Raw genomic sequence first — 24,193 nt, forward strand, 5'->3', positions numbered from 1 at the left:
AAGAACTACAATGAAAATAAGTTAACACAGCTATATTAAGGCTCTTTTTTTTCACATGAATGTTCTTTATAAAGAATTATTGTGTGGTAAATGTTCTCTATAATAGGATCAAGGCGGAGTAATAGAGTATCGTTCTTTATAAAGAACGTCCTTCCAGCCCATTCCGGTGATGCCTCCTTACCGTTATCAATGGATGCACTCGATCATGCTGTGGGTTTGACAAAACCTTAGACGCGAGTCGTCAAAAGTGTGGTGCGAGGCGGGGTTAGATGCCCTATAACGTATTAAAGGATTTAATTATATGGTCTTTCTCCAAAGGCCTTATACTTAAGTACTTTAGTGAAAGGGTGAATTTATTTGTCATATCGCCAACGATTATCCTTATTAGTCTTTGTTGACTCCTTTATTGTCTTAACATCGATTTTTGTGAGCCGATTTCTATTGAGCGCAGATCTTCATGTCATAACATTACCTTTGGTTGTCAGCTCAATTACACTGCTGCTGAGTCATCATGTGTTTTCATTTCGATACAAGCTTTATAAAAAAGCTTGGGAGCATGCGAGTATTGCAGAATTAATATTTATCGTAAAAGCAGTTAGCTTTTCAATTGTTGTGGTTGCATGTATCCAGGAAATCATAGCTCAGGATATTTCTTTCCGTTTACTGGCTGTAACTTGGATGATTCACGTTCTACTGATTGGCGGATCACGTTTTTGTTGGCGGTTATTCCGCAATACATACATTAGGAAAACAGGGAAGAAGCGAACGCTGGTTGTAGGTGCGGGATCTGCAGGCCTCATGGTTGCTAGACAACTCATTAAGAATAACGATGCCGAGTTAGAACCCGTTGCTTTTATTGATGATAATGCTCGCATTCACAATCTCGATATTCTAGGCATACCTGTTGTAGGCGGAATATCTCAGATTGAACGAACTGTGAAAGATTTGCAAATTGAGAACATCATCATTGCCATCCCCTCTTTAGGGAAAAGGGAGCTTAATAGTATCGTACAAGAATGCGCCAAAACGACGGCCAAAACACAAACTCTGCCCATGTTAGAGGATCTTGTAACAGGTAAGCTTTCGGTCAATCAATTCATGGATGTTCATGTTGAGGATTTATTGGGTAGGGAGCCGATCGAGCTCGATATCGCAAGCATTTCTGAGTTTGTTACCCATAAAGTGGTCTTAGTCACCGGAGCTGGAGGGTCCATTGGCTCTGAAATCTGCCGTCAAGTGTCTAAATTCCAGCCTAGCAAGCTCATCTTACTAGGGCATGGCGAGAACAGTATTTATTCCATCGAAATGGAATTGAAGGACATTTGTGAATACGACCAAACGGAATTCATTACAGAAATTGCTGATATTCAGGACTCACGCAAAATGATGGCCGTTATGAATCGACATCGCCCTGATGTCGTGTATCATGCGGCAGCTCATAAGCATGTACCGCTGATGGAACGTAATCCGGAAGAGGCGGTTAAGAACAACGTGATTGGTACGATGAACGTTGCGATTGCAGCAAGCAAGTATGAAGTGAATACTTTCGTCATGATCTCCACGGATAAAGCAGTGAATCCAACGAGTGTCATGGGGGCCACGAAACGAATGGCCGAAATGATTATTCAAGACATGGATAAAAGCAGTAGTACGAAGTTCGTAGCTGTTCGATTCGGCAATGTCTTGGGAAGCAGAGGCAGTGTCATTCCAAGGTTCAAGCATCAAATTGAAAAAGGTGGTCCCGTATCGGTCACCCATCCAGATATGATTCGCTACTTTATGACGATTCCGGAAGCCTCTCGGCTCGTTATGCAGGCTGGCGCTCTAGCCAAGGGTGGAGAGATTTTTGTCCTTGATATGGGTGAGCCTGTGAAAATTGTCGATCTAGCCAAAAATCTAATAAAGCTTTCAGGCAACTCGGTAGAAGATATCGGCATTGAATTTACTGGCATGAGACCAGGAGAAAAGCTGTATGAGGAGCTTTTGAAAGCAGACGAAATCGAAGAACAACAAGTATATCCGAAGATTTATATCGGGAAAACGGCAGATTTATTTATGGAGGAAATCAAAGAGACCATTTCTATGTACAACACATTAGATAAGGATAGCTTGAGGGAACATTTGCTTAATATTGGAAACAGCAATGTCCTTCTTTTATCCAAGAAACTATCATCTGTAGGCTAAAAAGGAGAAATCGATTATGAAAGTTAGAAAAGCAATTATTCCAGCAGCTGGTCTGGGGACAAGATTCCTACCAGCAACAAAAGCAATGCCCAAGGAAATGCTGCCCATTGTGGATAAACCGACCATTCAATATATCGTTGAGGAAGCTATTGAATCGGGCATCGAAGATATTATTATAGTCACGGGTAAAGGGAAAAGAGCCATCGAAGATCACTTCGATAACTCCTTCGAGCTTGAGCAGAATTTATTAGAAAAGCAGAAGTTCGAGCTGCTATCGGAAGTGAAAAAGTCTTCAAATGTAGACATTCATTACATTCGCCAGAAGGAGCCTAAGGGCTTAGGGCATGCGATTTGGTGTGCACGTAAATTTATTGGCAATGAGCCATTCGCGGTATTGCTTGGGGATGACATTGTTCGTGCGGATAAGCCATGCTTGCAACAATTGATGGAACAATATGAGTACCACGACGCATCCATTATTGGCGTGAAGCACGTACCAGACGAAGAGGTGTCGCGATACGGAATTGTGGATGGATTTGAGCTGGAGAACCGCTTACATAGCGTCAATCATCTTGTTGAGAAACCGCTCAAAGAATTAGCGCCTTCCAATTTAGCGATCATGGGGCGATATATTCTAACACCTAAGATTTTTGAGATTCTCAATAATCAGCAGCCAGGTGCTGGTGGCGAGATCCAGTTAACGGATGCGATCGCACAACTGAATCGGATTGAATCGGTGTATGCCTACGAATTTGAAGGTACCCGTTACGATGTCGGGGAGAAAATGGGCTTCATTCAAACGACGATTGAATATGCGTTGCAGCGTAAAGAGTTAAGATACGGTCTATTGAAATATCTTTCCGAACTTATGGAGAAAGAATTAATTAAATAGGTGATGCGACGATGTCTAGAAAAGTATTGTTTTGCGCAACGGTTGATTATCACTTTCGTGCTTTTCACCTGCCTTACTTGAAATGGTTCAAGGAGCAGGGCTTCGAGGTTCATGTTGCTGCAAGTGGGAATATTGAGCTCCCCTATGTCGATACGAAATTTGATATTCCGATTCAGAGGTCGCCTCTTCATCGTACGAATCTGGATGCTTATGCAGCACTGAAGTCCATCCTTGCTGCAAACAAGTATGATATTATCCATTGCCATACACCAATGGGTGGTGTGCTGGCTCGTTTAGCTGCACGATCGGCCCGTAAACAAGGAACGAAGGTTATTTATACCGCGCATGGCTTTCATTTTTGCCAAGGTGCCCCTTTGTTTCATTGGCTAGCTTATTATCCATTAGAGAAATTCTTATCTTATTTTACGGATTGTCTGATTACGATTAATGAGGAAGATTACACGCTTGCTAAGAAACGCGGGTTCCGTGCGAACCAGATCGAACATGTGCATGGAGTTGGCGTGAATACAACACGGTTTCAACAGATCAACGAACTGCATAGAGTTGAAAGAAAAATATCCATGGGCTATCAACCAACGGATATTCTTTTATTTTATGCGGCAGAATTTAATCAGAATAAGAATCAGCAGCAGCTCATACGAGCATTAGCACTTATTCGAAACGAAGCGCCTCATGTCAAACTGTTACTTGCTGGAGAAGGAGCACTACAAGTGGAATGTCAGGAACTCGCTAAGGAGCTTCATGTTGCGCAGCAAGTGGATTTTCTGGGCTATCGAAAAGATATTGATCACTTGCTACCTATGTGCGATATCGCTGTTGCATCCAGTCTACGTGAAGGCTTGCCCGTGAACATGATGGAAGCAATGGCTTGCGGACTCCCTATCGTTGCAAGTGACAACAGGGGGCATAGAGAACTTGTGCACGACGGCAATAACGGTTGGCTGACTTCTCCTCATGATCATATAGGAATGGCAGAGAAGCTTCTGCTCTTAGCTGGTGATAGGGAATTGCGAACCCAATTAGGCTTGAATGGGAGACAGATCGTTGAAGCCAAATATGCGATTGAGCAAGTATTGCATCAGAAAAGCGCGATATATTCCCGATTTATGGATGAAAAGGAGGAGGTCATGTGGGCGATCCAATAAGAATTCTGCATGTCGTTGTCAATATGAATAGAGGGGGAGCAGAGACCCTTCTTATGAATTTATATCGAAATGTAGATCGAACGAAAGTTCAATTCGACTTTCTAACTTCCAAAGCAGGAGCCTTTGATTCGGAGATTACCGAGATGGGAGGGATTATTCATAGAATCCCCTATGTGTCTGACATTGGACACGCGAAGTATATCCAAGGATTAGATCAATTCTTTGTTAGTCATGCGACTTACCGAATCGTTCACGCTCATATGGATAAGATGAGTGGTTTTGTCCTACGTTCAGCCAAGAAGGCTGGCATCCCGATTCGCATTGCACATAGTCATAATACAAGCAGTGAAGGCGGTGTAGCGGCTAAAGTTTATAAATGGTTTGCAGGTACCTTCATCGCTTCCTGTGCTACTCATTTTCTCGCTTGCTCTAATATGGCAGCACAGTGGCTATTCACTAATCAGCGGAGCAAAGTGGTGCTGATGAAGAATGGAATCGAGAGTGAGCAATTTGCCTACTCGCCATTAATAAGAGAGCAAATAAGACGTGAGCTGCAGCTTCCGCCTGAGGCTTTCGTACTCGGTCATGTTGGCCGATTCAACCATCAGAAGAACCACACCTTTCTCATCGACTTATTTGCCCAATTGAATCGAGAGAAACCTAATACGATGCTTGTACTAGCAGGAGATGGACCACTCCGTGAAGAGATGGAGAGCAAAGTGAAGTCTCTTCATTTGCAGCATAAAGTCAAATTCGTTGGTGTGCGCAGTGATATTGCACATGTACTCCAGGGACTAGATATGTTTGTATTTCCCTCCTTACATGAAGGTTTGCCGGTGACGCTTATTGAGGCACAAGGTGCGGGACTACCTTGCATGATCTCGGATGAGATCACACAGGAAGTGGATATGGGCATTCGATTAGTAGAGCGGTTGCCGCTAGCGGATAAAGAAATTTGGGTTCATCATATGAAGGTTGTGATGGCGAGAAATAAATCTAGGCACATACCCGCTTCATCCTTATCTAACCAGGGGTATGATATCCGGAATACAGCTGCTTGGACTGAAGGTTTTTATCTAGGTATATCGAGGTGATGAGATGACCAAGCTTACTGTTTTTACACCAACGTATAATCGTGCGTATTGTCTGCCGGTTTGTTATGAGCACTTGAAAAAGCAAACCTCGAAAGACTTCGTGTGGCTCATCATTGACGATGGCTCTACAGATGATACACAGCAGGTAGTAGCTGGCTGGATTGCTGAGAACGTCATTCAGATCCGATACCACCATCAGAATAATCAAGGTATGCATGGCGCGCACAATACAGCCTATCAATTAATAGATACAGAACTAAATGTATGTATTGATTCAGATGACTATATGCCACCGAATGCGGTAGAACACATTCTTACTTTCTGGAAGAAACACGGCAGCGAGCAGGTTAGCGGTATGATCGGGCTTGATTCCTTTACAGATGGGCGGATTATCGGCAGTAAATTGCCAGAATCGCTTAAGCGATCGACGCTTTTTGAATTGTATAGTAAGCATGGCGTGACGGGCGATAAGAAGCTGGTGTATCGAAGCGAGTTAACGCGAGCGTATCCGTATCCTATTTTCGAAAATGAGAAATACGTGGGTCTAGCGTACAAATATTATAAATTGGATCAACAGTATGAAATGCTCCTCTTAAACGAAGTTCTTTGTTGCGTTGAATATTTGCCTGATGGGTCCTCGATGAACATGTTGAGGCAGTATCTTAAAAATCCAAAGGGCTTCGCCTTTTATCGGAAAGAGCTTATGAAACTCCCCTTAGCAAGTGTAATGTTTAAATTTAAACAATCCATACACTTTGTATCCAGCAGCATAATGGCAGGTAATCGCAGATTCATGATGGAAACACCCGCTAAACTCCTCACATTGCTGGCTATCCCTTTTGGCATTTTACTTTATTGGTATGTAAGCAGGAAAACTAGGATCTCATAAGATTCGAAAGGAACCTCTCATGGCAATTATTTGGCTTAACTTAGTCGTTGTCTATATTGCATCTTACTTTTCCAGACACATAGCCAAGCCTGTGCCTACAGGGTATGGCCAGTTATGGATGAAGCCTAATCAATGGCTGACGGCTATTGTGATGGTCACGTTCGCATTGATAGCGGGACTTCGTAATAATATCGGCGATACGGTTTTTTATATTCACTCTTATAGGATTAGTAATTTTACTTGGGCAGAAGTCATGGCTGAGAAGGATATTGGCTTCGGTATTTTACAAATGATCTTGAAATCAATCACAGATAATCCCCAACCGCTCATTTTTATTACGGCATTAGTAACTAACGTACTTATTGTCTATGTCTTGTACAAGTATTCTAAACTTTTTGAATTAAGTGTGTATATTTACATAACATCAGGTCTCTATATCGTTTCGATGAATGGAATTCGGCAATTTTTGGCTTCGGCTATTGTATTCGCAGCGACTAAATATTTATTCGAAGGAAATTGGAAAAAGTATTTCCTAGTTGTAGTGTTTGCCTCTTTTTTTCATGGAAGTGCCCTCATCCTGATACCCATTTATTACATTGTCAGAAGAAAGGCTTGGACATCTTCCACCATCGTGCTTCTCGCAGGTTCAGTCATTTTGATAGTTGGGTACAGTGTGATTTCGAATGCTATTTTCTCGGCCATTGCAGATACCCATTATAGTGAGTATCAGAATTTCCAAGAAGGCGGCGCCAACATCATCCGGGTAGCCATAAGTGCGGTACCCTTGATATTTGCCTTTTTAGGAAGACACAAGCTTAGAGAGATATTTCCATATGGTGATTATGTTGTTAACATGTCGCTATTAAATTTCGTTGTCATGGCTATCGCAACACAAAATTGGATTTTTGCGCGTTTTACGATCTATTTTGGCTTATACAATGTGATCTTAATGTCATGGGTAATTAGTTTGTTTGCTAAGAAACAACAGAAATTAGTCTATTACTTGATCATCGGCTTTTACCTTATCTACTTCTATTATGAAAATGTGGTTACCTTGGACATTATTTACAAAAGTGATTTTCTAAAATTCTAAGTATCTAGTAGGAGGGAATCCGAATGTCGATTCTAGTAACAGGTGGAGCTGGCTATATTGGTAGTCACACGTGTGTGGAGTTATTGAATGCGGGGTACGAAATCGTGGTTGTTGATAATCTTAGCAATAGCAGTTCGGAATCATTAAGTCGAGTAAAGGAACTCACGGGAAAAGACTTTGAGTTCTATCCGATTAATTTGTTGCATCGACAGGACTTGGAGAGCGTGTTTAAGCGTCATTCGATAGAAGCCGTGATTCATTTAGCTGGACTGAAGGCAGTTGGTGAGTCGGTTTCCTTGCCATTACGCTATTACCATAATAATATCTCTGGTTCCATTGTGCTTTACGAGCTTATGCAGGAGCATGGTGTGAAGAACATTGTATTTAGTTCTTCGGCTACTGTGTATGGGATGTCTGAAAGTGTTCCAATTACTGAAGACTCTCCTCTAGGCGCAACGAATGCCTATGGGCGAACAAAACTGATGATCGAAGAGATGATGAGAGATCTTCATGTATCAGATCCAACTTGGAGTATCGCACTCCTGCGCTATTTTAACCCGATTGGGGCGCATAGCAGCGGCCGATTAGGTGAAGATCCTAACGGAATCCCGAATAATCTGATGCCCTATATCACGCAAGTAGCCGTAGGTGCGCTGAAGGAACTACAGGTGTATGGCAATGATTACGCAACACCAGATGGTACAGGAGTAAGGGATTATCTCCATGTGGTAGATCTAGCCCGCGGACACTTGAAAGCACTAGAGAAGGTCATCGCAACCACAGGGGTTGAAGCGTACAATCTGGGAACGGGACAAGGATATAGTGTATTGGAAATGGTCAATGCTTTTGAACGTGTAACGGGAAGACACGTTCCCTATAAAATAACTTCACGCAGGACTGGCGACATCGGTGTATGTTATTCAGATCCAACCAAAGCAGAACGAGAGTTAGGATGGATTGCCTACAAGGGTATTGATGAGATGTGTCTGGATTCGTGGCGTTGGCAAACTTACAATCCACAGGGCTATCTAGCGGCGAATGAAGTGGCAGCAAATCTATGAATAAAGCAGATTCAGATTACGAACCAAACTACCCATCAATTCTGTCATATCCGCTACATGGGGATGATCTTAAGGAGGAACAGTTTTGTCAATCGTTAGTGCATGGAATCTAAAGAGATTTCAGAGTTGGATGGCTCTGTTGCGCCAAGGCATGGTTGTATCTACGTGGTCAATAAAGGTATTTCGATCAGACCATTTTATATCAACAGAGCCGCAGTATCAACAATTAACCATTCCTAGTTTACAAGCTTCTGATGTAACTGATGTGCCCGCGGAATTTGTTGCTGATCCATTCATTATCCAGCACGAATCGGACTATTTTCTTTTCTTTGAAATTTTGAATAAGGCATCTGGCCAAGGGGAAATTGGCGTTGCCACGAGTGCAGATGGCATGACATGGAAATATGGTCGAGTCGTGCTGCGTGAGAAATTCCATTTATCTTATCCGCAAGTATTTAAACATAATAACGAATACTTCATGCTGCCTGAAACTGCCGAATCGGATCGGGTAATTTTATATAAAGCCAAGAATTTCCCATTTGAATGGGAGGTACATTGCGATCTGTTGAAGGGTAATTACTTGGATCCATCCATTGTGCAATTTAATGGCAAGTGGTGGATGTTTACAGGAACGGAAGAGGATAATTTTCATGTGTTCTATTCAGATGATTTAGAAGGAACCTGGACCGAACATCCTCAAAGTCCAATTATTTCAAATAACGATAAGATTAGTCGGCCAGGAGGAAGACTGATTATTTCGGATGGATGCGTACATCGATATACGCAAGCGGATTATCCACATTATGGGGAGTCAGTCCGAGTATTTAAAGTAAATAAGTTAACTGAACAGGAATATGTGGAAGAAGAAGTTTCTCTTATTTTAAGCGGCTCGAAGGAAGAGAAAGATTGGCGTAAGGATGGCATGCATCACATTGACCAACTTCTGTGTAAGGATAATCAATGGCTAATTGCGGTGGATGGCCATACGTTTAAAAATATGAATTATATCCTTTGGAAGCTGGATCGAATGAAATCAAAGCTTTTTAGTCAAGTTTAATAGGAGTAGAACCATTATGAAAAGAGTATTTGATGTGACTGTTGCGATATCATTATTAGTGCTATTTCTACCAATTATCGGATTCGTTGCCCTTCTAATTAAGCTGAAACTCGGCTCGCCGATCATCTTTAAGCAGCAAAGACCAGGCTTACATGAAAAGCCAATCAACATCTTAAAGCTGCGAACCATGACGGATGCTAGGGACACAGAGGGGAATCTATTACCGGATGCGGTACGATTGACTCCGTTTGGCAGCTTTCTTCGAAGATTCAGTCTGGATGAATTGTTACAATTGATCAATGTGATCAAAGGTGATTTAAGTCTAGTTGGGCCAAGGCCATTATTGATGGATTATTTATCCCTGTATTCCGAAGAACAGGCGAAGAGACATCTTGTCCGACCCGGCATTACGGGGTGGGCGCAGGTGCACGGCAGAAATGCGATTTCGTGGGAAGAGAAATTTAAGCTAGATATTTGGTATGTAGAGAATAGAAGTTTTATGCTGGACCTCAAAATATTGCTGTTAACGGTGGGCAAAGTCTTGAAATCAGAAGGCGTTAGTCATGGAAACCATGTAACCATGGAGAAATTTTCAGGATCAAATTTGTCATGAAGCGATGTGGACATGTGTGAATATTGTTGTGATTGGCGAGGGTGGTCATAGCAAGGTTATCAGGGAAATCATTCGATCAAAAAAAGAAAATCAAATTGTAGCAATACTAGATGATAAGTATTCGGAACTCTTTTCCAAAGATGGCCTGTATCAGGGGCCAATCTCCTCAGCGCATCAATTGCTTGAACTCGGTTTTGAGTTGAAATGGGTGATTGCCATAGGCAATAACGAACGAAGAAAGTCGATTTTCACGAAATTAGACCTACCTCATGAGGACTACATAACTATTGTCCACGAGACAGCCGTCATTAGTCCAAGTGCTTCTCTAGGTCATGGCTCCGTCATTATGGCGAATACGGTTATTAATGCAGATGCTCATGTTGGTCACCATACCATTATAAATACGGGATCCATCGTTGAGCATGATTGTCAGATTGCGGACTATGTTCATCTTGCACCTAAGGCAACATTAACAGGTGCTGTTGTGATCCAAGAAGGAAGCATGGTAGGAGCAGGAGCAACAATTATCCCTGGGAAACAGGTTGGCGAATGGGCTACAGTTGGAGCCGGAGCTACGGTTATCCATGATATTCCCTCCTTTCGAACAGCGGTTGGAACCCCAGCAATACTTATTTCTAAAAAAGAGTGAATGAAAGGTGTGGTTGAATTTATGTTTACCAACACAAAAAGAATCTATCTTTCTCCCCCACATATGAGTGGTAATGAAATGGCGTTTATCCAGGAGGCTTTTGATACAAATTGGATCGCTCCGCTAGGCCCGCATGTCGATGCCTTCGAGAAAGAGATTGCAAGCCATGTCGGCCTTGTTGATGCGGCAGCAGTTAGTTCGGGGACAGCAGCCATACACTTAGCCTTGCGACTATTAGATGTTGCTGAAGGAGATACCGTCTTCTGTTCAAGTCTAACGTTTGTTGCTAGCGCTAATCCGATTGTTTACTTGGGGGCAACACCTGTATTCATTGATTCAGAGCCAGAAACATGGAACATGTCTCCACAAGCACTAGAACGTGCATTGTATGAAGCAGCCCGTAATGGAAAATTGCCCAAAGCGATCATCGTTGTTAATCTATATGGTCAAAGTGCCAAAATGGACGAAATCGTGGCTTTGTGTAAATTATTTCATGTCCCGATTATTGAAGACGCGGCAGAATCTTTGGGATCGACCTATAAAGGAAGAGCAAGCGGTTCATTTGGCAAGTTTGGCGTCTATTCCTTCAATGGGAATAAGATTATTTCCACATCAGGCGGAGGCATGTTGGTATCTAATGATGTGGATGGGCTGAATAAAGCACGCTTTCTAGCTACACAAGCACGTGATTATGCCCTTCATTATCAACATAGTCAAATGGGATACAACTATCGGATGAGTAATATATTAGCGGGGGTCGGCCGTGCTCAGCTTGCGGTTTTGGAAGAAAGAGTGATCGCTAGACGGGTTGTATTCGAACGCTATTATCACGAGTTAGCCCATTTGCCAGGCATTCAATTTATGCCGGAGCTACCGAATACGCGATCGAATCGTTGGTTGACAGCGTTAACAGTCGATGCGAAAGAAGCTGGCGTATCCGTGGAGACATTAATAGAACGCTTAGCGGAAGAGAATATTGAGGCTCGTCTCGTATGGAAGCCGCTGCATATGCAGCCTCTATTTGAAGGGATTGCCTATTATCCGCATAGTGACAACGATAATGTATCAGAGCGATTATTCCAATCAGGTTTATGCCTGCCTTCGGGTTCGAGTATGACAGAAGAAGAGCAAGATCGCGTTATTACCTGTATTCAGAAATCCATCCTTAAAGCGAAGAGTATCAGTGCTTAGCTAGAGTTGGCCTATGAATTTCGGTCCATTTTTAACCGATGATGAATCATTTTCTGGAATAAAGTTATTTTCATTTGAATGTCTAGACAGTCGCGATAGAGGATATAGTTGTAGTCATGCATGAATTTATGGTACCTACGTATCACCTTTCTCCATACGTTTATCCAAAATGAAGTCATGGCATGAATTCCTCCCTTCTGTACAAACGTATGAATAAATAGACAAATCTATTCAGTTATTCCTAAATACTGACTTATTGTTCTTTATTAAGAATTTAGATTGGGGAGGTCATGCAAATGTGCGGAATTGTAGGATATATCGGCAGTCAGGATGCGAAGGAAATACTGGTTAAGGGATTAGAAAAGCTAGAATATCGAGGGTATGATTCCTCGGGTATTGCTATTCTAAATGACAGCGGCCTACATCTGTATAAGGAAAAAGGTCGGATTGCAGCGCTTCGTGAAGTGATTGATCCGGGGCAAGGGGCACAGGTGGGAATTGGTCACACAAGATGGGCGACACATGGCAAACCAAGTAAGCGCAATGCACATCCTCACCAAAGTCACCATGGTAGATTCACGGTCGTACATAATGGTGTAATTGAGAATTATCAAGAGTTGAAGGAGCAGTCCCTTGCTCATATTCCATTCTCCAGTGATACGGATACGGAAGTTATTGTCCAGAAGATGGAGCAGCTTGTGGAAAGTGGATTATCTGTCGAGGATGCTTTTCGGCAGTTACTTCTAGCCATTAAAGGTTCATACGCTGTTGCTGTATTAGATAGTCAGGATACAGAAACCATTTATGTTGGTAAAAATAAAAGTCCCTTACTCATCGGGCTTGGCTCCGATTTCCATGTTATTGCAAGCGATGCGATGGCGATGTTGCAGCTTACGAATCAATTCGTCGAATTGATGGATGAAGAGATGGTTATTCTTCGCCAGCATACCAAGCTCATTAAAAATCTAGATGGTGAAACTGTTCAAAGAAGACCCTTTCAAGTAAAGCTGGACGCCAGCGATATAGAGAAGGGGGTATACCCGCACTATATGCTCAAGGAGATTGACGAGCAACCCGTGGTTATTCGCAAAGTGATCTCCAAATATCAGGATGGCCAAGGGGGGATTGCGATTGATCCGCAGTTGCATGAACGCGTGGCGTTGGCAGATCGCATCTACATAATCGCCTGTGGAACCAGTTATCACGCTGGATTAGTGGGTAAGCAACTGATTGAGAAGATTGCGAACATCCCAGTTGAAGCACATATTGCCAGCGAGTTTCTGTATAATAGGCCGATATTGTCCGCGAATCCACTGTTTATCTTTATTTCGCAGAGCGGCGAAACGGCAGATAGTCGAGGCGTATTGGTTACGATTAAACAGATGGGCTATTCGACCGTCACGATAACAAACGTACCAGGATCAACGTTATCCCGGGAAGCGGATTATACGTTACTGACGTATGCAGGGCCAGAGATCGCCGTAGCTTCAACGAAAGCTTACACGGCACAAATTGCTGTACTAGCGTTACTTGCCTTCGATAGCGTAAGAGAGAATAGAGTCGGGCAACATTCGTCCATTAATCCGTTCCATGAGCTGAGTATCGCCGCGAACGCTATGGAAATTCTTATTCATAAGAAAGAGATGATGGAAGAGGTTGTGTGGCAATATCTCACTTCCTCACGGAATTGCTTTTTTATCGGTCGAGGAGTAGATTATTATGTTGCATTAGAAGGCGCGTTAAAGCTGAAGGAGATTTCCTACATCCAAGCAGAAGGGTTCGCAGGCGGAGAACTCAAGCATGGCACAATTGCTTTAGTTGAGGAGGGGACACCAGCCATTGCTCTCATTACACAGTCACATATTCGTGCGAATGTTCGAAGCAATGTGCAAGAAATCATGGCACGCGGAGCCCATGTGTGCATGATTACCATGGAAGGATCAGAGGAGGGCGGCGATCAGATTGTGCTGCCTGCCGTACATGAGCTGCTAACTCCGCTAGTTTCTGTTATTCCGTTACAATTAATCTCTTATTATGCAGCCAAATATCGAGGCTGTGATATTGATAAGCCTAGAAATCTTGCCAAAAGTGTCACTGTGGAGTGATGATAACGATGATTGGTCACAATATATCGAGCATTCGTAAGCAAAGGGGGTATACCTTGTCCGAGCTCTCGGAACGGACGGGTATTTCCAAGTCGTATTTAAGCAACATTGAGAGAAATTTGAAACAAAATCCTTCTATTCATGTTATCGAAAAAATTGCTTTGGTTCTCAAGGTTGATCTGAAAATACTTTTGAAAATTGCTGTAGAAGTGGAAACAAACCAACAGTTAGATCAGGAGTGGATGGATTTTATTGCGGATCTAAAAAAGTCAGGAATCAAAAAAGAACGGATTCATGAGTTGAAAATATTGATCGAGTTTATGAAATGGCATAATGACAAAATAACGAGTGTATGATGAGATCTTGGATAACTTATGGATGGTAGAAAGTAAATACTAGCCCCTTAGGGGGCTAGTATTGTTCTTTATTGGGAACGATATTTGTTCTTTAATAGGAATTCTGTTATACTAATAGGAGCAACTACTACATTTTAAAAGGGAAGATCTCATATGATTGGTAAACGCGTACAACAATTAAGGAAAGAGAAGGGCCTGTCCCTCACAGAATTAGCTGAGCGAGCAGGTGTGGCCAAATCGTATATTAGCAGCCTAGAGCGAGACATCCAAAAGAATCCTTCTATCCAGTTTCTAGAGAAGATTGCAGCTGTATTAAAGGTGCCTGTCGACCGGCTTATTGATGATCAAGAAGAGATAGCTGTAGGTGAGCGAGAGTTGGATGAGGAATGGTATGAAATCATTAAAGAAGCTATGACCTCTGGCGTAGATAAGCAGCAATTTCGGGAGTTTTTGGATTTCAATAAATGGAGAATGAAACGGCCTAACGATGAATAGCTAGCTTTGCTATGTAAGTTTATGGGGACATACAGGGATCATTTTCATTTGCGTTTTGTGTTAGTTTCATGGGTTGGAAGGGGCTTCTTAAGAATGCGCGGATATCTTCCATGGTAAGTCCCATTTTCCGAGCGCTCATAATTAGATTGATCCACTCTGCATCATACTCTTCTATATCCGTTTGTTTTAGCATATTCACTACCGACCCCTCCAAAACTTTCTGTGTAAGATACGCTTTGTATCGTTATATGTATTATCGCATGTTTTTTCTCCGAAATCAATCCCGTTAACATTAAAATTATACAAACTGTATCATAGATCGAGAAGGGGATTATGTATTATTTTGTAGGGGAGATAAGTCTTTGGACCTAGTTAGGAGGCGGATGCAGCATGGACGATACCCCCTTAAGTCGCAGGTCATTCCTCAAGCATAGTCTATTGGCGGTTGGTTCTTTAGGGTTATTAGCGGGGATGAGTGGTGCATATGGTATTTTCGGTGAGCCAAATTGGATCCAGACCACGACGGTCAAACTATCATACAAGCGTTATCCAGCTTCGTTCGCAGGTATGCGAATCGTGCAATTTAGTGATACACATATTAGCAAGTATTATGGCTTATCTCATTTAACTAGATTGGCTAAGTTGCTGCAGCGACAAGAACCCGACATCCTTGTTTTTACTGGCGATTTATTTGATTCCAGACAAGGCGAAATATCCAATGACGTGATCCCCATTCTCTCTCAGCTTAAAGCGACGTATGGGAAATATGCGGTATTAGGCAATCATGATCTGCGTATGGATGCGAAACGAATAACGGAAGTATTGGAGCAATCTGGATTTAAAGTACTCGTCAATGAAAGCCAAAGAATCAGCCGAGGAGAAGAAAGTATTCATATCGTCGGTGTGGATGAGATGTTCCACGGTAAGCCCAATTTGCCTCGTGCGCTACAAGGTATTAGGGAAGATGAATTCGTCCTCTTGCTTGCACATGAGCCTGATTTTGCCGACACGGCTTGGAAATATCCTATTGATTTACAGCTTTCTGGGCACAGTCATGGTGGACAAATTCGGATTCCTTTCTATGGAAGTGTATTCACACCAGATCTTGGTCAGAAGTACTCGATAGGCTTGTATAACTTTGACGGAACTGAGTTCCATGTGTACACTAATCGCGGTATTGGTACGACCTTATTACCGATTCGATTTAATTGCCGGCCTGAGATCACTGTATTCGTGCTCGAGACGAATTCCATATAAACGTAAAAACCTCCGCTGCTAAGAGAAGCAACGGAGGTTTTATTTGATTAATAGCAGAACCATTTCTTCCAAATATCTAGCGAACTAACAGCTTCGTCCGATTCCCAGTCTACATCATTAAAATCTTGCTGATTCGAGTTTGTCATAAAATCATTTAATTCGGTATTTATTTCTGTGGGATTGTTGAAAAAATTAGTGAAATAGTGATAAAAACTATGTGACTTACTTTGCGAATAATTGTCGGAGTAACTGATACTTGATGATGCTGACGAATAGGCAGGAAACATAATTGCGCTAGAGAGTAGAAGAATAAAAGGTAGTTTTAGAAATTTAAACATTTTTACGACCTCCCTTCTTGAATAGTAACTGGAAATTGTTCTTTATTAAGAATTATACAGCAAATAATAGGTTTTGAGAACGGTGAAAGCATAGATCATTTCTTATATTTATGATACAATATGTAACATAATAGTTGAAAAGGGAGTGGTATGCCAATATAATGATTTCTTCACCTATCAATAGATACATATCGTAACATATCCTATGAAACTAATTAAGGTCATGTGAGGTGCTATTCATGCAAGTTGTTCAACCAATTAGAGAACAAGAGAAGATTGAGCAAATTCAGGAAGTGTTGAAAGAACAATCGGTTCGTGACTGGCTGCTTTTCACAATTGGAATTAATTCAGGACTCCATCTTAGCGATATTCTCTATTTAAAAGTAAAAGATGTAACGGATCGAAATACTGTGAGTGTAAGAGAGGAAAAAACGGGGAAAGTAAAGACATTCCAGCTTTCTTCGCAGCTGAAGGCTTATATTAAGGAATATGTCCAATATATGGATGAAGACAATTACTTATTTCCTTCCCAGCGTACGGGTCACCCCATTAAGCGAATACGTGTGTATCGGATTCTTAATCAGGCTGCAAAGCAGGTAGGCTTAACAGATATAGGTACGCATACCCTTCGTAAGACCTATGGCTATCATTACTACCTCAAAACAAGAAATGTCTCTGTACTTAGAGATTTGTTTAATCAGTCAGCACCATCCGTGACTTTAAAGTATATTGGTGTCAACAATTAATGGAAGGCTGAGCGTTGAGAGAAGCTAGTAATTACTCTAATGAACGCTCAGCCCTAACAAAAGCAATAAACCTTCTTGCTTCCTCGGCTGATAATCGTTTCCCATCCACGGTTAATGAAAACTTCTGTAGAATACCCTCGTCAGTTAAATCCAAATTTTCGACAAAGTCTCGTACATCCTCATCCAAAACAGTTTGTTGATGGTTCGTACGTCCTAGCAAATAATCAATAGAAACATTGAAAAAGTTTGCAATCTTATTAATAGTTTCATAATCAGGTTCGCGGCGATTGGTCTCATAATGAGACAGGGATGCTCGGGAAATACCTATTTTGACGGATAAGTCCTCTTGGGTTAGTCCTCTTTTTTCACGCAAGAGTGCAATGCGATCTCCATATTTCAGCTTGATCAGTCCTCACTGTTCATAATCATTCAATTATTATATCCACTATCATTAACGAAATATACCAGAAGATAATTATAACAAAGCAGAGATTCATTTGACTAGATACAAAATGTATTTGAAATAATCAATAAACCCTTGATAAGTTACGAAATGTATCATATAATGAATATTATATACATATTGTAACAGGTTACGACATTTAGTCATACATCTAAGGGGGATAATAGATGATTAATTTTGAAAAAGTATTTTGTGTCGAATGCAATGAAATGATGGATAAGTGTTATGCTAGAAAGATTTTTAAGACAGGCTACTACCATACCACAATTCCATTAGCCCATTGCATGAAATGTGAGACGATGCATGCCATTTACATTCCAAGCTACGTTGAGGGCATGGCTGTTGCGAGTTGGATTTGATCAGATAAGGCGGGAGCAACATGAGAGACACGAAATGGACTTGTCAGCACCAATAAGCCACGTTCTCTTAGTTGTATAAGAGACGTGGTTTATTATTTGTTTTCTCACTTGTAAATCTACAACCTCGATGATACAATACGTATCTAATAAAAGGATAAGTTAAAGGAGTGACTACATGCGTCGTTGGGTAGTGTACACTGCAGGCTGTCTCTTTGTTGGAATCATTGGGGGGGGATTAGGTGTTTATTGGAAATATGAGCCCGTTCATCACTTTGAGCAAGTAGATGTGCCAGTTCTAAGCAGACCAAAGGTTCCTATTGAGGAAGGAGTGACGGTCATTCAGTCGAAAGTTGCTGTAGAAGCAACGCCTCAATTCACGCAGCAAGCATCGGCTAAACCGGTAAAGTCATTCAATGTGCTTCTTCTTGGGACGGACGCCAGGGGTACCGAGAATTCAAGATCGGATGTTGTTATTGTTTTACACATTATTCCCAGTACTCGTAAAATCAATATGATTTCCATCCCCAGAGACAGTCGCGTCTACATAGATGGTGTGGGATACACCAAAATAAACCATGCGCATATCCTTGGTGAGATGAGGGGAGGTAACGAGGCCGGGACGAAGGAAGCTCTTCAAACGGTTTCCAATTTTCTGGATGTACCCATCAATTATTACATGAAGACTAATTTTAAAGGATTTGAGGATTTCATCGATACCATTGGCGGTGTGAATGTAGAGGTTAAAAATGATATTTATTTACTACATGCTGGGGTGACACTTCCCCAAGGCAAGCAGCATATTGATGGCAAGTTGGCGCTGAGTCTGGCAAGAGAACGATATGCCTTTGCGAATGGGGATTTCGACAGGCAAAGCGAGCAAACACAGCTATTAAAAACGGTTGCTACAGAAATCTTGAGGCCAGAGCATATGGGGGAAATCGCAGGTTTGCTAGCAAAAGTCAAGAAAGATATCGTGGATACCAATTTCCAGGATAGCGATATCATCAGTTTAGCTTGGCTATTTAAAGGAATGACAGCGGATGATTTTACAACCAAGCAAGTTCCTGGCCAAAGTGGCTATGAGATGGATCCGTTGGTCCATTCAAGGTTATATTATTGGATTCCGGATATGGTGAAGGTGAAGGAAATCAGCTCTACGTTATTTAAGGATTAAACTTTGCAGCCGAAAAAGAACCAACTTTCGCAGTTTGGATACACTATGTATCTGGGAAAACGGAATTATTTTTTTTGAAAATGTCATATGACAAGAGCCGCTGATTCTATCAGACATGGGTGCGCTTACAAGATTTCTTGCAGAAATCCGTGGGGAATTCTAATCATATCTGAGGATTTGCGGGCATAACTTTGAAAACAGATGATGTAATTTTCACACGTGCTATACAAGTCTTTGAGGATCTATCGATCTTTCTTATTTTGTGAAATCCTCTTGACAAGATACGAGATGTATCATAAATTGAAAGCAGATTTAAAGCGAAATGTCATAAAACATAACATGATCAGGAGTGGTGCTCTTTTATGGAAAAAGATAAGCCAGTTACACTTGAGATTAAAGATGTTTTAAGACATTTGGGACTGGATTTGCAGCAGTTTCTGTTGTGGAAAGAAAGCCAGTCGAAGAAAAACCTCCAAGTAAATCCAAACAAGGCTCCCCTCACTCACGAGCGATAACACACGTCGCATCGTCCAAACAATCCCCTAAATACGCGTTTACGTACGCCACACTTATCGCACATGCAAGTCAGCACCTGTTGTAGTCAGGCTCAAGATGATACATATCGTAACATTAAGGAGGGGAATAGATGACTACATCTTTTGCTGAAGGATCAGAAATAGTTTTGAAATATCCCTGTTATGGTTTGATGAATATTAAGCAGATCGACGGACGACTATTGGATTCCAAGTATACGCCGTTCAAAGTGATCGACATTAGTCCTTCAAGAATGGGCTTCACTTCTTATTTAAGTCTGCCCATAAATGAAAATGTGATTTGGTGTTTCCAATTTAAGTTTCATAACGAAGACATATCGTTATGCGGCGTGCTCCGTGAAAAAAGCCAGTATGAGAATGGCTATGTCTATGCCGTGGAGTGGTTGAAGGAAGAAACATCAACCGGCGACGTTGTGTTGCAAACCCTTCGTTTCTGGGAGCATCAATTCAAGAATGAATTTGGGAAAGCTGTACGAGGCTATGTTAATGCAATGGAGTTAGCCAATAAGACAACAATGGATGTTTCATGCTGATTGATACACATTGTCATATCTTACCTGGTCTGGATGATGGGGCTAGAACATGGGATGAAGCCATTGAAATGGCTCAATACGCTTCTAGCCAAGGTATTCATACTATCGTGGCGACGCCTCACCATGGTGATGGGAGACACGATAATCAGGCCGAGAAGGTTGATCTTGCTGTACAAGAGCTGAGCGATGAGCTTGAAAAGCGCCATATTTTCGTCCGTATCCTCTCAGGCCAAGAAGTTAGAGTCTCTAAGGGGCTCCTTCTTGACTTGGATGCGAAGCGTATTCGAACACTGAATCATAGCCAGTATATCTTGCTAGAGCTACCTCCAACAGGTATTCCTAATTATTTTGACGAGGTCTTGTATGAATTGCGGGTACTTGGCTTAACGGTCATTCTCGCACATCCGGAACGGCAGCTTGATTTTATAGCAAATCCTCGCTTGCTTCACAGCTACGTGGAACAGGGATGCCTGTGCCAGATTACTTCGCAGTCCTTAATGGGACAATTTGGCCGCAAAATTCAAAAGTTCGCCATGTATATTTGCCAATCACATTTGGCTCATTTGATCGCCTCGGATGCGCATAATTTGGCTAGTAGGAGGAGTAATTTAGCAGAAGCTTTTTCGTATATAGAAAAGGTTCAGGGTCGTAAAGCTCTGGAGCAATATTCGTTGAACGCGGCATGTGTTGTACGAAATGAAAGGATTGTGACGGAGACCTATCCGTATAAACGAAGATTGTGGTGTCTACCATTACATTAACTATTGGAGGGTCACAATGGAAATCGAACTCAGACAATATTTGACCATTGTTCAAAAAAAGATAGGGTTGATTGCAAGCATTGTGCTTCTGGCAAGTGTAGTTACTGGACTTGTGAGCTACTATTTGATTGCTCCTCTTTATGAAGCGAGCTCTAAGATCATCGTCAATAAATCGACGGACATCCCAGGCAGGGAGAATCTCGATTACGATTCCATACGGACGAACGCATTGTTGATTAAGACGTATAAGGAGATTATTTTAACCCCTGCCATACTCGACAGTGTTGTTACGAAGTATCCTGATCTTGGTTTGACAAGCGCTGACCTCATGGACATGATTCTGGTTAGCTCAACGGTGGATACGCAAGTGATGACGATATCCATTAGAAGTTTATCGGCAGAGAAAGCAGCTAAGACAGTGAATGCCGTCTCAGAAGTTTTTAAGAATACAATTCCTTCTATTATGAAGGTAGATAATGTTGTCATTTTGAGTGAAGCAAAGCCCGAGGATAATCAAGGACCAGTTTCACCCCATATGATCATGAATGTAGCGATCGCATTCGTCGTATCCCTCATGTTTGCGGTTGCCCTCGTGTTTCTCTTAGATTATTTGGACGATTCCATCCAGTCGGAAGTCGACATTGAACAATACCTAGGTTTACCTACACTTGCCACCATTTCTAAAGTAAAACCAGAAGATATGCAAAGCAAAGCACCTTCAAAATCCCATAGAAAGGTAGGCGATACGGTCTATGCGAACGCTAATCAATAAGCATCAGCTCATTACAGAGTTGCATCCGAAATCGCAAGTATCCGAATCTTATCGAACCTTAAGAACAAACATTCAGTTCTCATCGATAGATCGGATCATGAAGACCATTTTAGTTACATCGGCGCAGCCTGGCGAAGGAAAATCAACGACAGCTGCTAACTTATCCGTTGCCTACGCACAAGAAGGGAAAAAGGTACTCATTGTTGATGCCGATTTACGCAAGCCAACCATTCATCATTATTTTGGTGTGTCGAATCGGTATGGTTTGACTAGCGCCATTGTGAACCGTACTCAGTTTGATGAGTTTATCAGTGAGACGTCAATCGAGAATTTATCACTTATTACCTCAGGTCCAATTCCTCCAAACCCATCCGAATTGCTAATGTCGCAGAAAATGACCGCGTTTCTAGAGGAAATGGCTGCCAGATTTGATGTCATTATTATTGATTCGCCACCAACCTTAGCTGTGGCTGACGCACAAATTTTAGCAACGAAATGTGATGGTGTTGTCATGGTCATTAGTGATGGGAAAGTCAAGCGAGATATGGCTAGAAAGGCTATTCATAACTTAGAAAGAGTTCAGGCGAAGATGCTAGGTGTCGTCCTCAACAACAAGCGCCATAAGAAAAGTGATGCTGCTTATTACGACTATTATGGCAATAAGGAATGAATAGCCTTAGATATAGCTAAATAGAGAAGAGATATTAGGAGGAGTATGGGATGGAGAGAACCGTAAGGAAAGCAATTATTCCTGCAGCTGGTTTAGGGACCCGCTTTTTACCCGCAACAAAAGCGATGCCGAAAGAAATGCTGCCCATTGTCGATAAGCCAACCATTCAATACATCGTGGAAGAGGCTGTTGAATCAGGAATTGAAGACATCATCATTGTGACGGGTAAAGGAAAGCGTGCCATCGAGGACCATTTCGACAATGCTTTTGAATTAGAATACAGCTTAGCGGAGAAAGGGAAGTTGGAGCTTCTTGAGGAAATTCTGAGGCCCGCCAAAGTAGACATTCATTATATTCGGCAAAAGGAAGCGAAAGGACTCGGTCATGCCGTTTGGTGTGCGCGTCGCTTTATTGGTAACGAACCATTCGCTGTGTTGCTAGGTGATGATATTGTAACGGCGGATGTACCTTGCTTGAAGCAATTGATGAATCAATATGAACGAACGCAATGTTCCGTAATAGGCGTGCAGCCTGTTTCTGAAGAAGAAACCAAACGTTATGGCATCATTGATCCTGTGAATAGGAATGGAAAATTGTATCAAGTTCGCAATCTTGTGGAAAAACCACAACCAGGGACTGCGCCTTCCAAGCTTGCTATTATGGGACGATACATTCTTACGCCAGAAATATTTGAATTTCTCGACCTTCAGGAACGTGGAGCAGGAGGAGAGATCCAACTGACGGATGCCATTTCGAAACTGAATGAGATACAGAATGTGTATGCCTATCATTTTAATGGGATTAGGTATGATGTGGGTGAAAAGCTTGGGTTTATCCTTACTTCGTTAGATTTCGCTCTTCGGAATAATGAGCTTAGAATGCCACTACTACAGGCGCTCAATGAAGTGCTGAAACGTGAAAAGTCACCTCGTGCGATTGGTTAGGGAGGGAAGCGAATGTCTAAATTATCCAACGATTCATCGGTGATCGAGGCAAACCAATACTATCCTAGAACAAGATGGAAAAACGCAGATAGTTCGATGGTTTACTATTTAATTGCTAAACGGGTTTTGGATATTCTAGGTGCATGTTTTGGACTGCTTTGTTGCTTGCCCTTGTTCATTGTGCTGGCTATACGTATGAAGATAGAAGATCCGAAGGGACACATATTCTTTTATCAGCAGCGAGTAGGTAAAGACGAAAAGGTATTCAACATGTACAAGTTTAGATCGATGGTATCGAATGCAGAAGAACTTCTTGCGGATCTGCTCGATCAGAATGAAATGGAAGGCCATATGTTTAAAATGAAAGAAGACCCTCGTATTACCAAAGTCGGCAAATTCATGCGAAAAACCAGTATGGATGAACTTCCGCAATTATGGAATGTGTTGAAAGGTGATATGAGTTTAGTAGGGCCTAGGCCCCCACTCCTTCGTGAGGTTGAGCAATACAGCTCCTACCATAAACAACGGTTGCAAGTTACTCCTGGGTGTACAGGGTTATGGCAGGTTAGTGGTCGAAACGACATTGGGTTTGAGGAAATGGTGGAATTGGACCTGACGTATATTCGTGAGCGGAAAATTTCATTTGAATTAAAAATCATTCTCAGAACATTTAGCGCCCTGCTCGGCTCCAAAAATGCGTATTGATTGAAGTCTGACTTCGTCCATTTGAATGAGGATAGCTGGGGTGTGCCTTGCATTTCCCAGTTATCCCAAAAA

Annotated in this window: 27 protein-coding genes; 25 read left to right on the top strand and 2 right to left on the bottom strand. The window is 41.9% G+C overall.

The genetic code is table 11. The annotated features are described in order from the left end of the window. The first annotated feature begins 357 nt into the window (after positions 1-357). The 14 genes from HQN88_RS15955 to HQN88_RS16020 all read left to right on the top strand — a co-directional run bounded on the left by HQN88_RS15955 (position 358) and on the right by HQN88_RS16020 (position 14,845). The gene (locus HQN88_RS15955; RefSeq protein WP_173113770.1) at positions 358-2,184 is read left to right on the top strand and encodes a polysaccharide biosynthesis protein; all 1,827 of its coding nucleotides are present in this window, start codon (positions 358-360) and stop codon (positions 2,182-2,184) included. Positions 2,185-2,200: 16 nt separating this feature from the next. Beyond that, positions 2,201-3,076, top strand: a complete 876-nt coding sequence (galU, locus tag HQN88_RS15960) for a UTP--glucose-1-phosphate uridylyltransferase GalU (RefSeq protein ID WP_056608942.1) — start codon at positions 2,201-2,203, stop codon at positions 3,074-3,076. An 11-nt stretch (positions 3,077-3,087) separates the two neighbouring features. Then, entirely contained in the window at positions 3,088-4,242 is a 1,155-nt protein-coding gene (locus HQN88_RS15965) for a glycosyltransferase family 4 protein (protein WP_173113773.1), read from the top strand. Then, a complete protein-coding gene (locus HQN88_RS15970) occupies positions 4,227-5,336 on the top strand; it encodes a glycosyltransferase family 1 protein (protein WP_173113776.1) in 1,110 nt (369 codons plus the stop codon). Before HQN88_RS15965 ends, HQN88_RS15970 begins: the two co-directional genes overlap by 16 nt. A gap of 4 nt (positions 5,337-5,340) precedes the next feature. After that, positions 5,341-6,225: a glycosyltransferase family 2 protein gene (locus HQN88_RS15975; RefSeq protein ID WP_173113779.1), complete on the top strand. Its 885-nt coding sequence runs from the start codon at positions 5,341-5,343 to the stop codon at positions 6,223-6,225. Between the two features lie 19 nt (positions 6,226-6,244). Beyond that, complete coding sequence (locus tag HQN88_RS15980; protein ID WP_173113782.1) at positions 6,245-7,318, top strand: EpsG family protein; 1,074 nt, start codon at positions 6,245-6,247, stop codon at positions 7,316-7,318. A gap of 23 nt (positions 7,319-7,341) precedes the next feature. Then, a complete protein-coding gene (gene galE / locus HQN88_RS15985; protein ID WP_173113785.1) occupies positions 7,342-8,379 on the top strand; it encodes a UDP-glucose 4-epimerase GalE in 1,038 nt (345 codons plus the stop codon). A gap of 85 nt (positions 8,380-8,464) precedes the next feature. After that, positions 8,465-9,436 carry a glucosamine inositolphosphorylceramide transferase family protein gene (locus tag HQN88_RS15990; RefSeq protein ID WP_173113788.1) on the top strand — a complete coding sequence of 324 codons (972 nt, stop codon included), beginning with the start codon at positions 8,465-8,467 and terminating at the stop codon, positions 9,434-9,436. A gap of 16 nt (positions 9,437-9,452) precedes the next feature. Further along, positions 9,453-10,049, top strand: a complete 597-nt coding sequence (locus HQN88_RS15995) for a sugar transferase (RefSeq protein ID WP_173113791.1) — start codon at positions 9,453-9,455, stop codon at positions 10,047-10,049. 16 nt (positions 10,050-10,065) lie between these two features. After that, positions 10,066-10,698 carry an acetyltransferase gene (locus HQN88_RS16000; RefSeq protein WP_173113794.1) on the top strand — a complete coding sequence of 211 codons (633 nt, stop codon included), beginning with the start codon at positions 10,066-10,068 and terminating at the stop codon, positions 10,696-10,698. Positions 10,699-10,719: 21 nt separating this feature from the next. Next, a complete protein-coding gene (locus tag HQN88_RS16005; RefSeq protein WP_173113797.1) occupies positions 10,720-11,889 on the top strand; it encodes a DegT/DnrJ/EryC1/StrS family aminotransferase in 1,170 nt (389 codons plus the stop codon). 296 nt (positions 11,890-12,185) lie between these two features. After that, on the top strand, positions 12,186-13,994 hold the full coding sequence (gene glmS / locus HQN88_RS16010; protein WP_173113800.1) for a glutamine--fructose-6-phosphate transaminase (isomerizing): 1,809 nt from the start codon (positions 12,186-12,188) through the stop codon (positions 13,992-13,994). 8 nt (positions 13,995-14,002) lie between these two features. Then, complete coding sequence (locus tag HQN88_RS16015; RefSeq protein WP_056608965.1) at positions 14,003-14,350, top strand: helix-turn-helix domain-containing protein; 348 nt, start codon at positions 14,003-14,005, stop codon at positions 14,348-14,350. Between the two features lie 153 nt (positions 14,351-14,503). Beyond that, positions 14,504-14,845, top strand: coding sequence for a helix-turn-helix domain-containing protein (locus HQN88_RS16020; protein WP_056608967.1), 342 nt, complete (start codon positions 14,504-14,506; stop codon positions 14,843-14,845). A gap of 19 nt (positions 14,846-14,864) precedes the next feature. Here HQN88_RS16020 and HQN88_RS16025 read toward each other — a convergent pair whose 3' ends face one another. Continuing rightward, the gene (locus tag HQN88_RS16025) at positions 14,865-15,038 is read right to left on the bottom strand and encodes an anti-repressor SinI family protein (protein ID WP_173114045.1); all 174 of its coding nucleotides are present in this window, start codon (positions 15,036-15,038) and stop codon (positions 14,865-14,867) included. Positions 15,039-15,235: 197 nt separating this feature from the next. Between HQN88_RS16025 and HQN88_RS16030 the strand changes: the two genes are divergently transcribed. After that, complete coding sequence (locus HQN88_RS16030; RefSeq protein WP_173113803.1) at positions 15,236-16,102, top strand: metallophosphoesterase; 867 nt, start codon at positions 15,236-15,238, stop codon at positions 16,100-16,102. 577 nt (positions 16,103-16,679) lie between these two features. After that, positions 16,680-17,186, top strand: a complete 507-nt coding sequence (locus tag HQN88_RS16035; protein WP_068666583.1) for a tyrosine-type recombinase/integrase — start codon at positions 16,680-16,682, stop codon at positions 17,184-17,186. A gap of 31 nt (positions 17,187-17,217) precedes the next feature. Here HQN88_RS16035 and HQN88_RS16040 read toward each other — a convergent pair whose 3' ends face one another. Beyond that, positions 17,218-17,586: a helix-turn-helix domain-containing protein gene (locus tag HQN88_RS16040; protein ID WP_082595196.1), complete on the bottom strand. Its 369-nt coding sequence runs from the start codon at positions 17,584-17,586 to the stop codon at positions 17,218-17,220. A gap of 230 nt (positions 17,587-17,816) precedes the next feature. On the opposite strand from HQN88_RS16040, the gene HQN88_RS16045 reads away from it, so the two are divergent. The 9 genes from HQN88_RS16045 (at position 17,817) to HQN88_RS16085 (ending at position 24,121) form a co-directional block, all read left to right on the top strand. Continuing rightward, positions 17,817-18,008, top strand: a complete 192-nt coding sequence (locus HQN88_RS16045; RefSeq protein WP_173113806.1) for a hypothetical protein — start codon at positions 17,817-17,819, stop codon at positions 18,006-18,008. A 175-nt stretch (positions 18,009-18,183) separates the two neighbouring features. Then, a complete protein-coding gene (locus HQN88_RS16050) occupies positions 18,184-19,182 on the top strand; it encodes an LCP family protein (protein WP_173113809.1) in 999 nt (332 codons plus the stop codon). Positions 19,183-19,544: 362 nt separating this feature from the next. Further along, positions 19,545-19,697 carry a hypothetical protein gene (locus HQN88_RS16055; RefSeq protein WP_173113812.1) on the top strand — a complete coding sequence of 51 codons (153 nt, stop codon included), beginning with the start codon at positions 19,545-19,547 and terminating at the stop codon, positions 19,695-19,697. A 131-nt stretch (positions 19,698-19,828) separates the two neighbouring features. Then, positions 19,829-20,269, top strand: a complete 441-nt coding sequence (locus HQN88_RS16060) for a hypothetical protein (RefSeq protein ID WP_173113815.1) — start codon at positions 19,829-19,831, stop codon at positions 20,267-20,269. After that, a complete protein-coding gene (locus HQN88_RS16065) occupies positions 20,263-21,030 on the top strand; it encodes a tyrosine-protein phosphatase (protein ID WP_173113818.1) in 768 nt (255 codons plus the stop codon). Before HQN88_RS16060 ends, HQN88_RS16065 begins: the two co-directional genes overlap by 7 nt. A gap of 16 nt (positions 21,031-21,046) precedes the next feature. Continuing rightward, the gene (locus HQN88_RS16070) at positions 21,047-21,802 is read left to right on the top strand and encodes a YveK family protein (protein WP_173113821.1); all 756 of its coding nucleotides are present in this window, start codon (positions 21,047-21,049) and stop codon (positions 21,800-21,802) included. After that, on the top strand, positions 21,783-22,472 hold the full coding sequence (locus HQN88_RS16075; protein WP_173113824.1) for a CpsD/CapB family tyrosine-protein kinase: 690 nt from the start codon (positions 21,783-21,785) through the stop codon (positions 22,470-22,472). The genes HQN88_RS16070 and HQN88_RS16075 overlap by 20 nt, the downstream gene beginning before the upstream one ends. Positions 22,473-22,522: 50 nt before the next feature. Further along, positions 22,523-23,416 (top strand): UTP--glucose-1-phosphate uridylyltransferase GalU, encoded by an 894-nt coding sequence (gene galU, locus HQN88_RS16080; protein WP_173113827.1) that lies wholly within the window; start codon positions 22,523-22,525, stop codon positions 23,414-23,416. A 12-nt stretch (positions 23,417-23,428) separates the two neighbouring features. After that, complete coding sequence (locus HQN88_RS16085; RefSeq protein ID WP_173113830.1) at positions 23,429-24,121, top strand: sugar transferase; 693 nt, start codon at positions 23,429-23,431, stop codon at positions 24,119-24,121. The last annotated feature ends 72 nt before the right edge of the window (positions 24,122-24,193 follow it).

The organism is Paenibacillus qinlingensis, assembly GCF_013204845.1.
Lineage (GTDB): Bacteria > Bacillota > Bacilli > Paenibacillales > NBRC-103111 > Paenibacillus_E > Paenibacillus_E qinlingensis.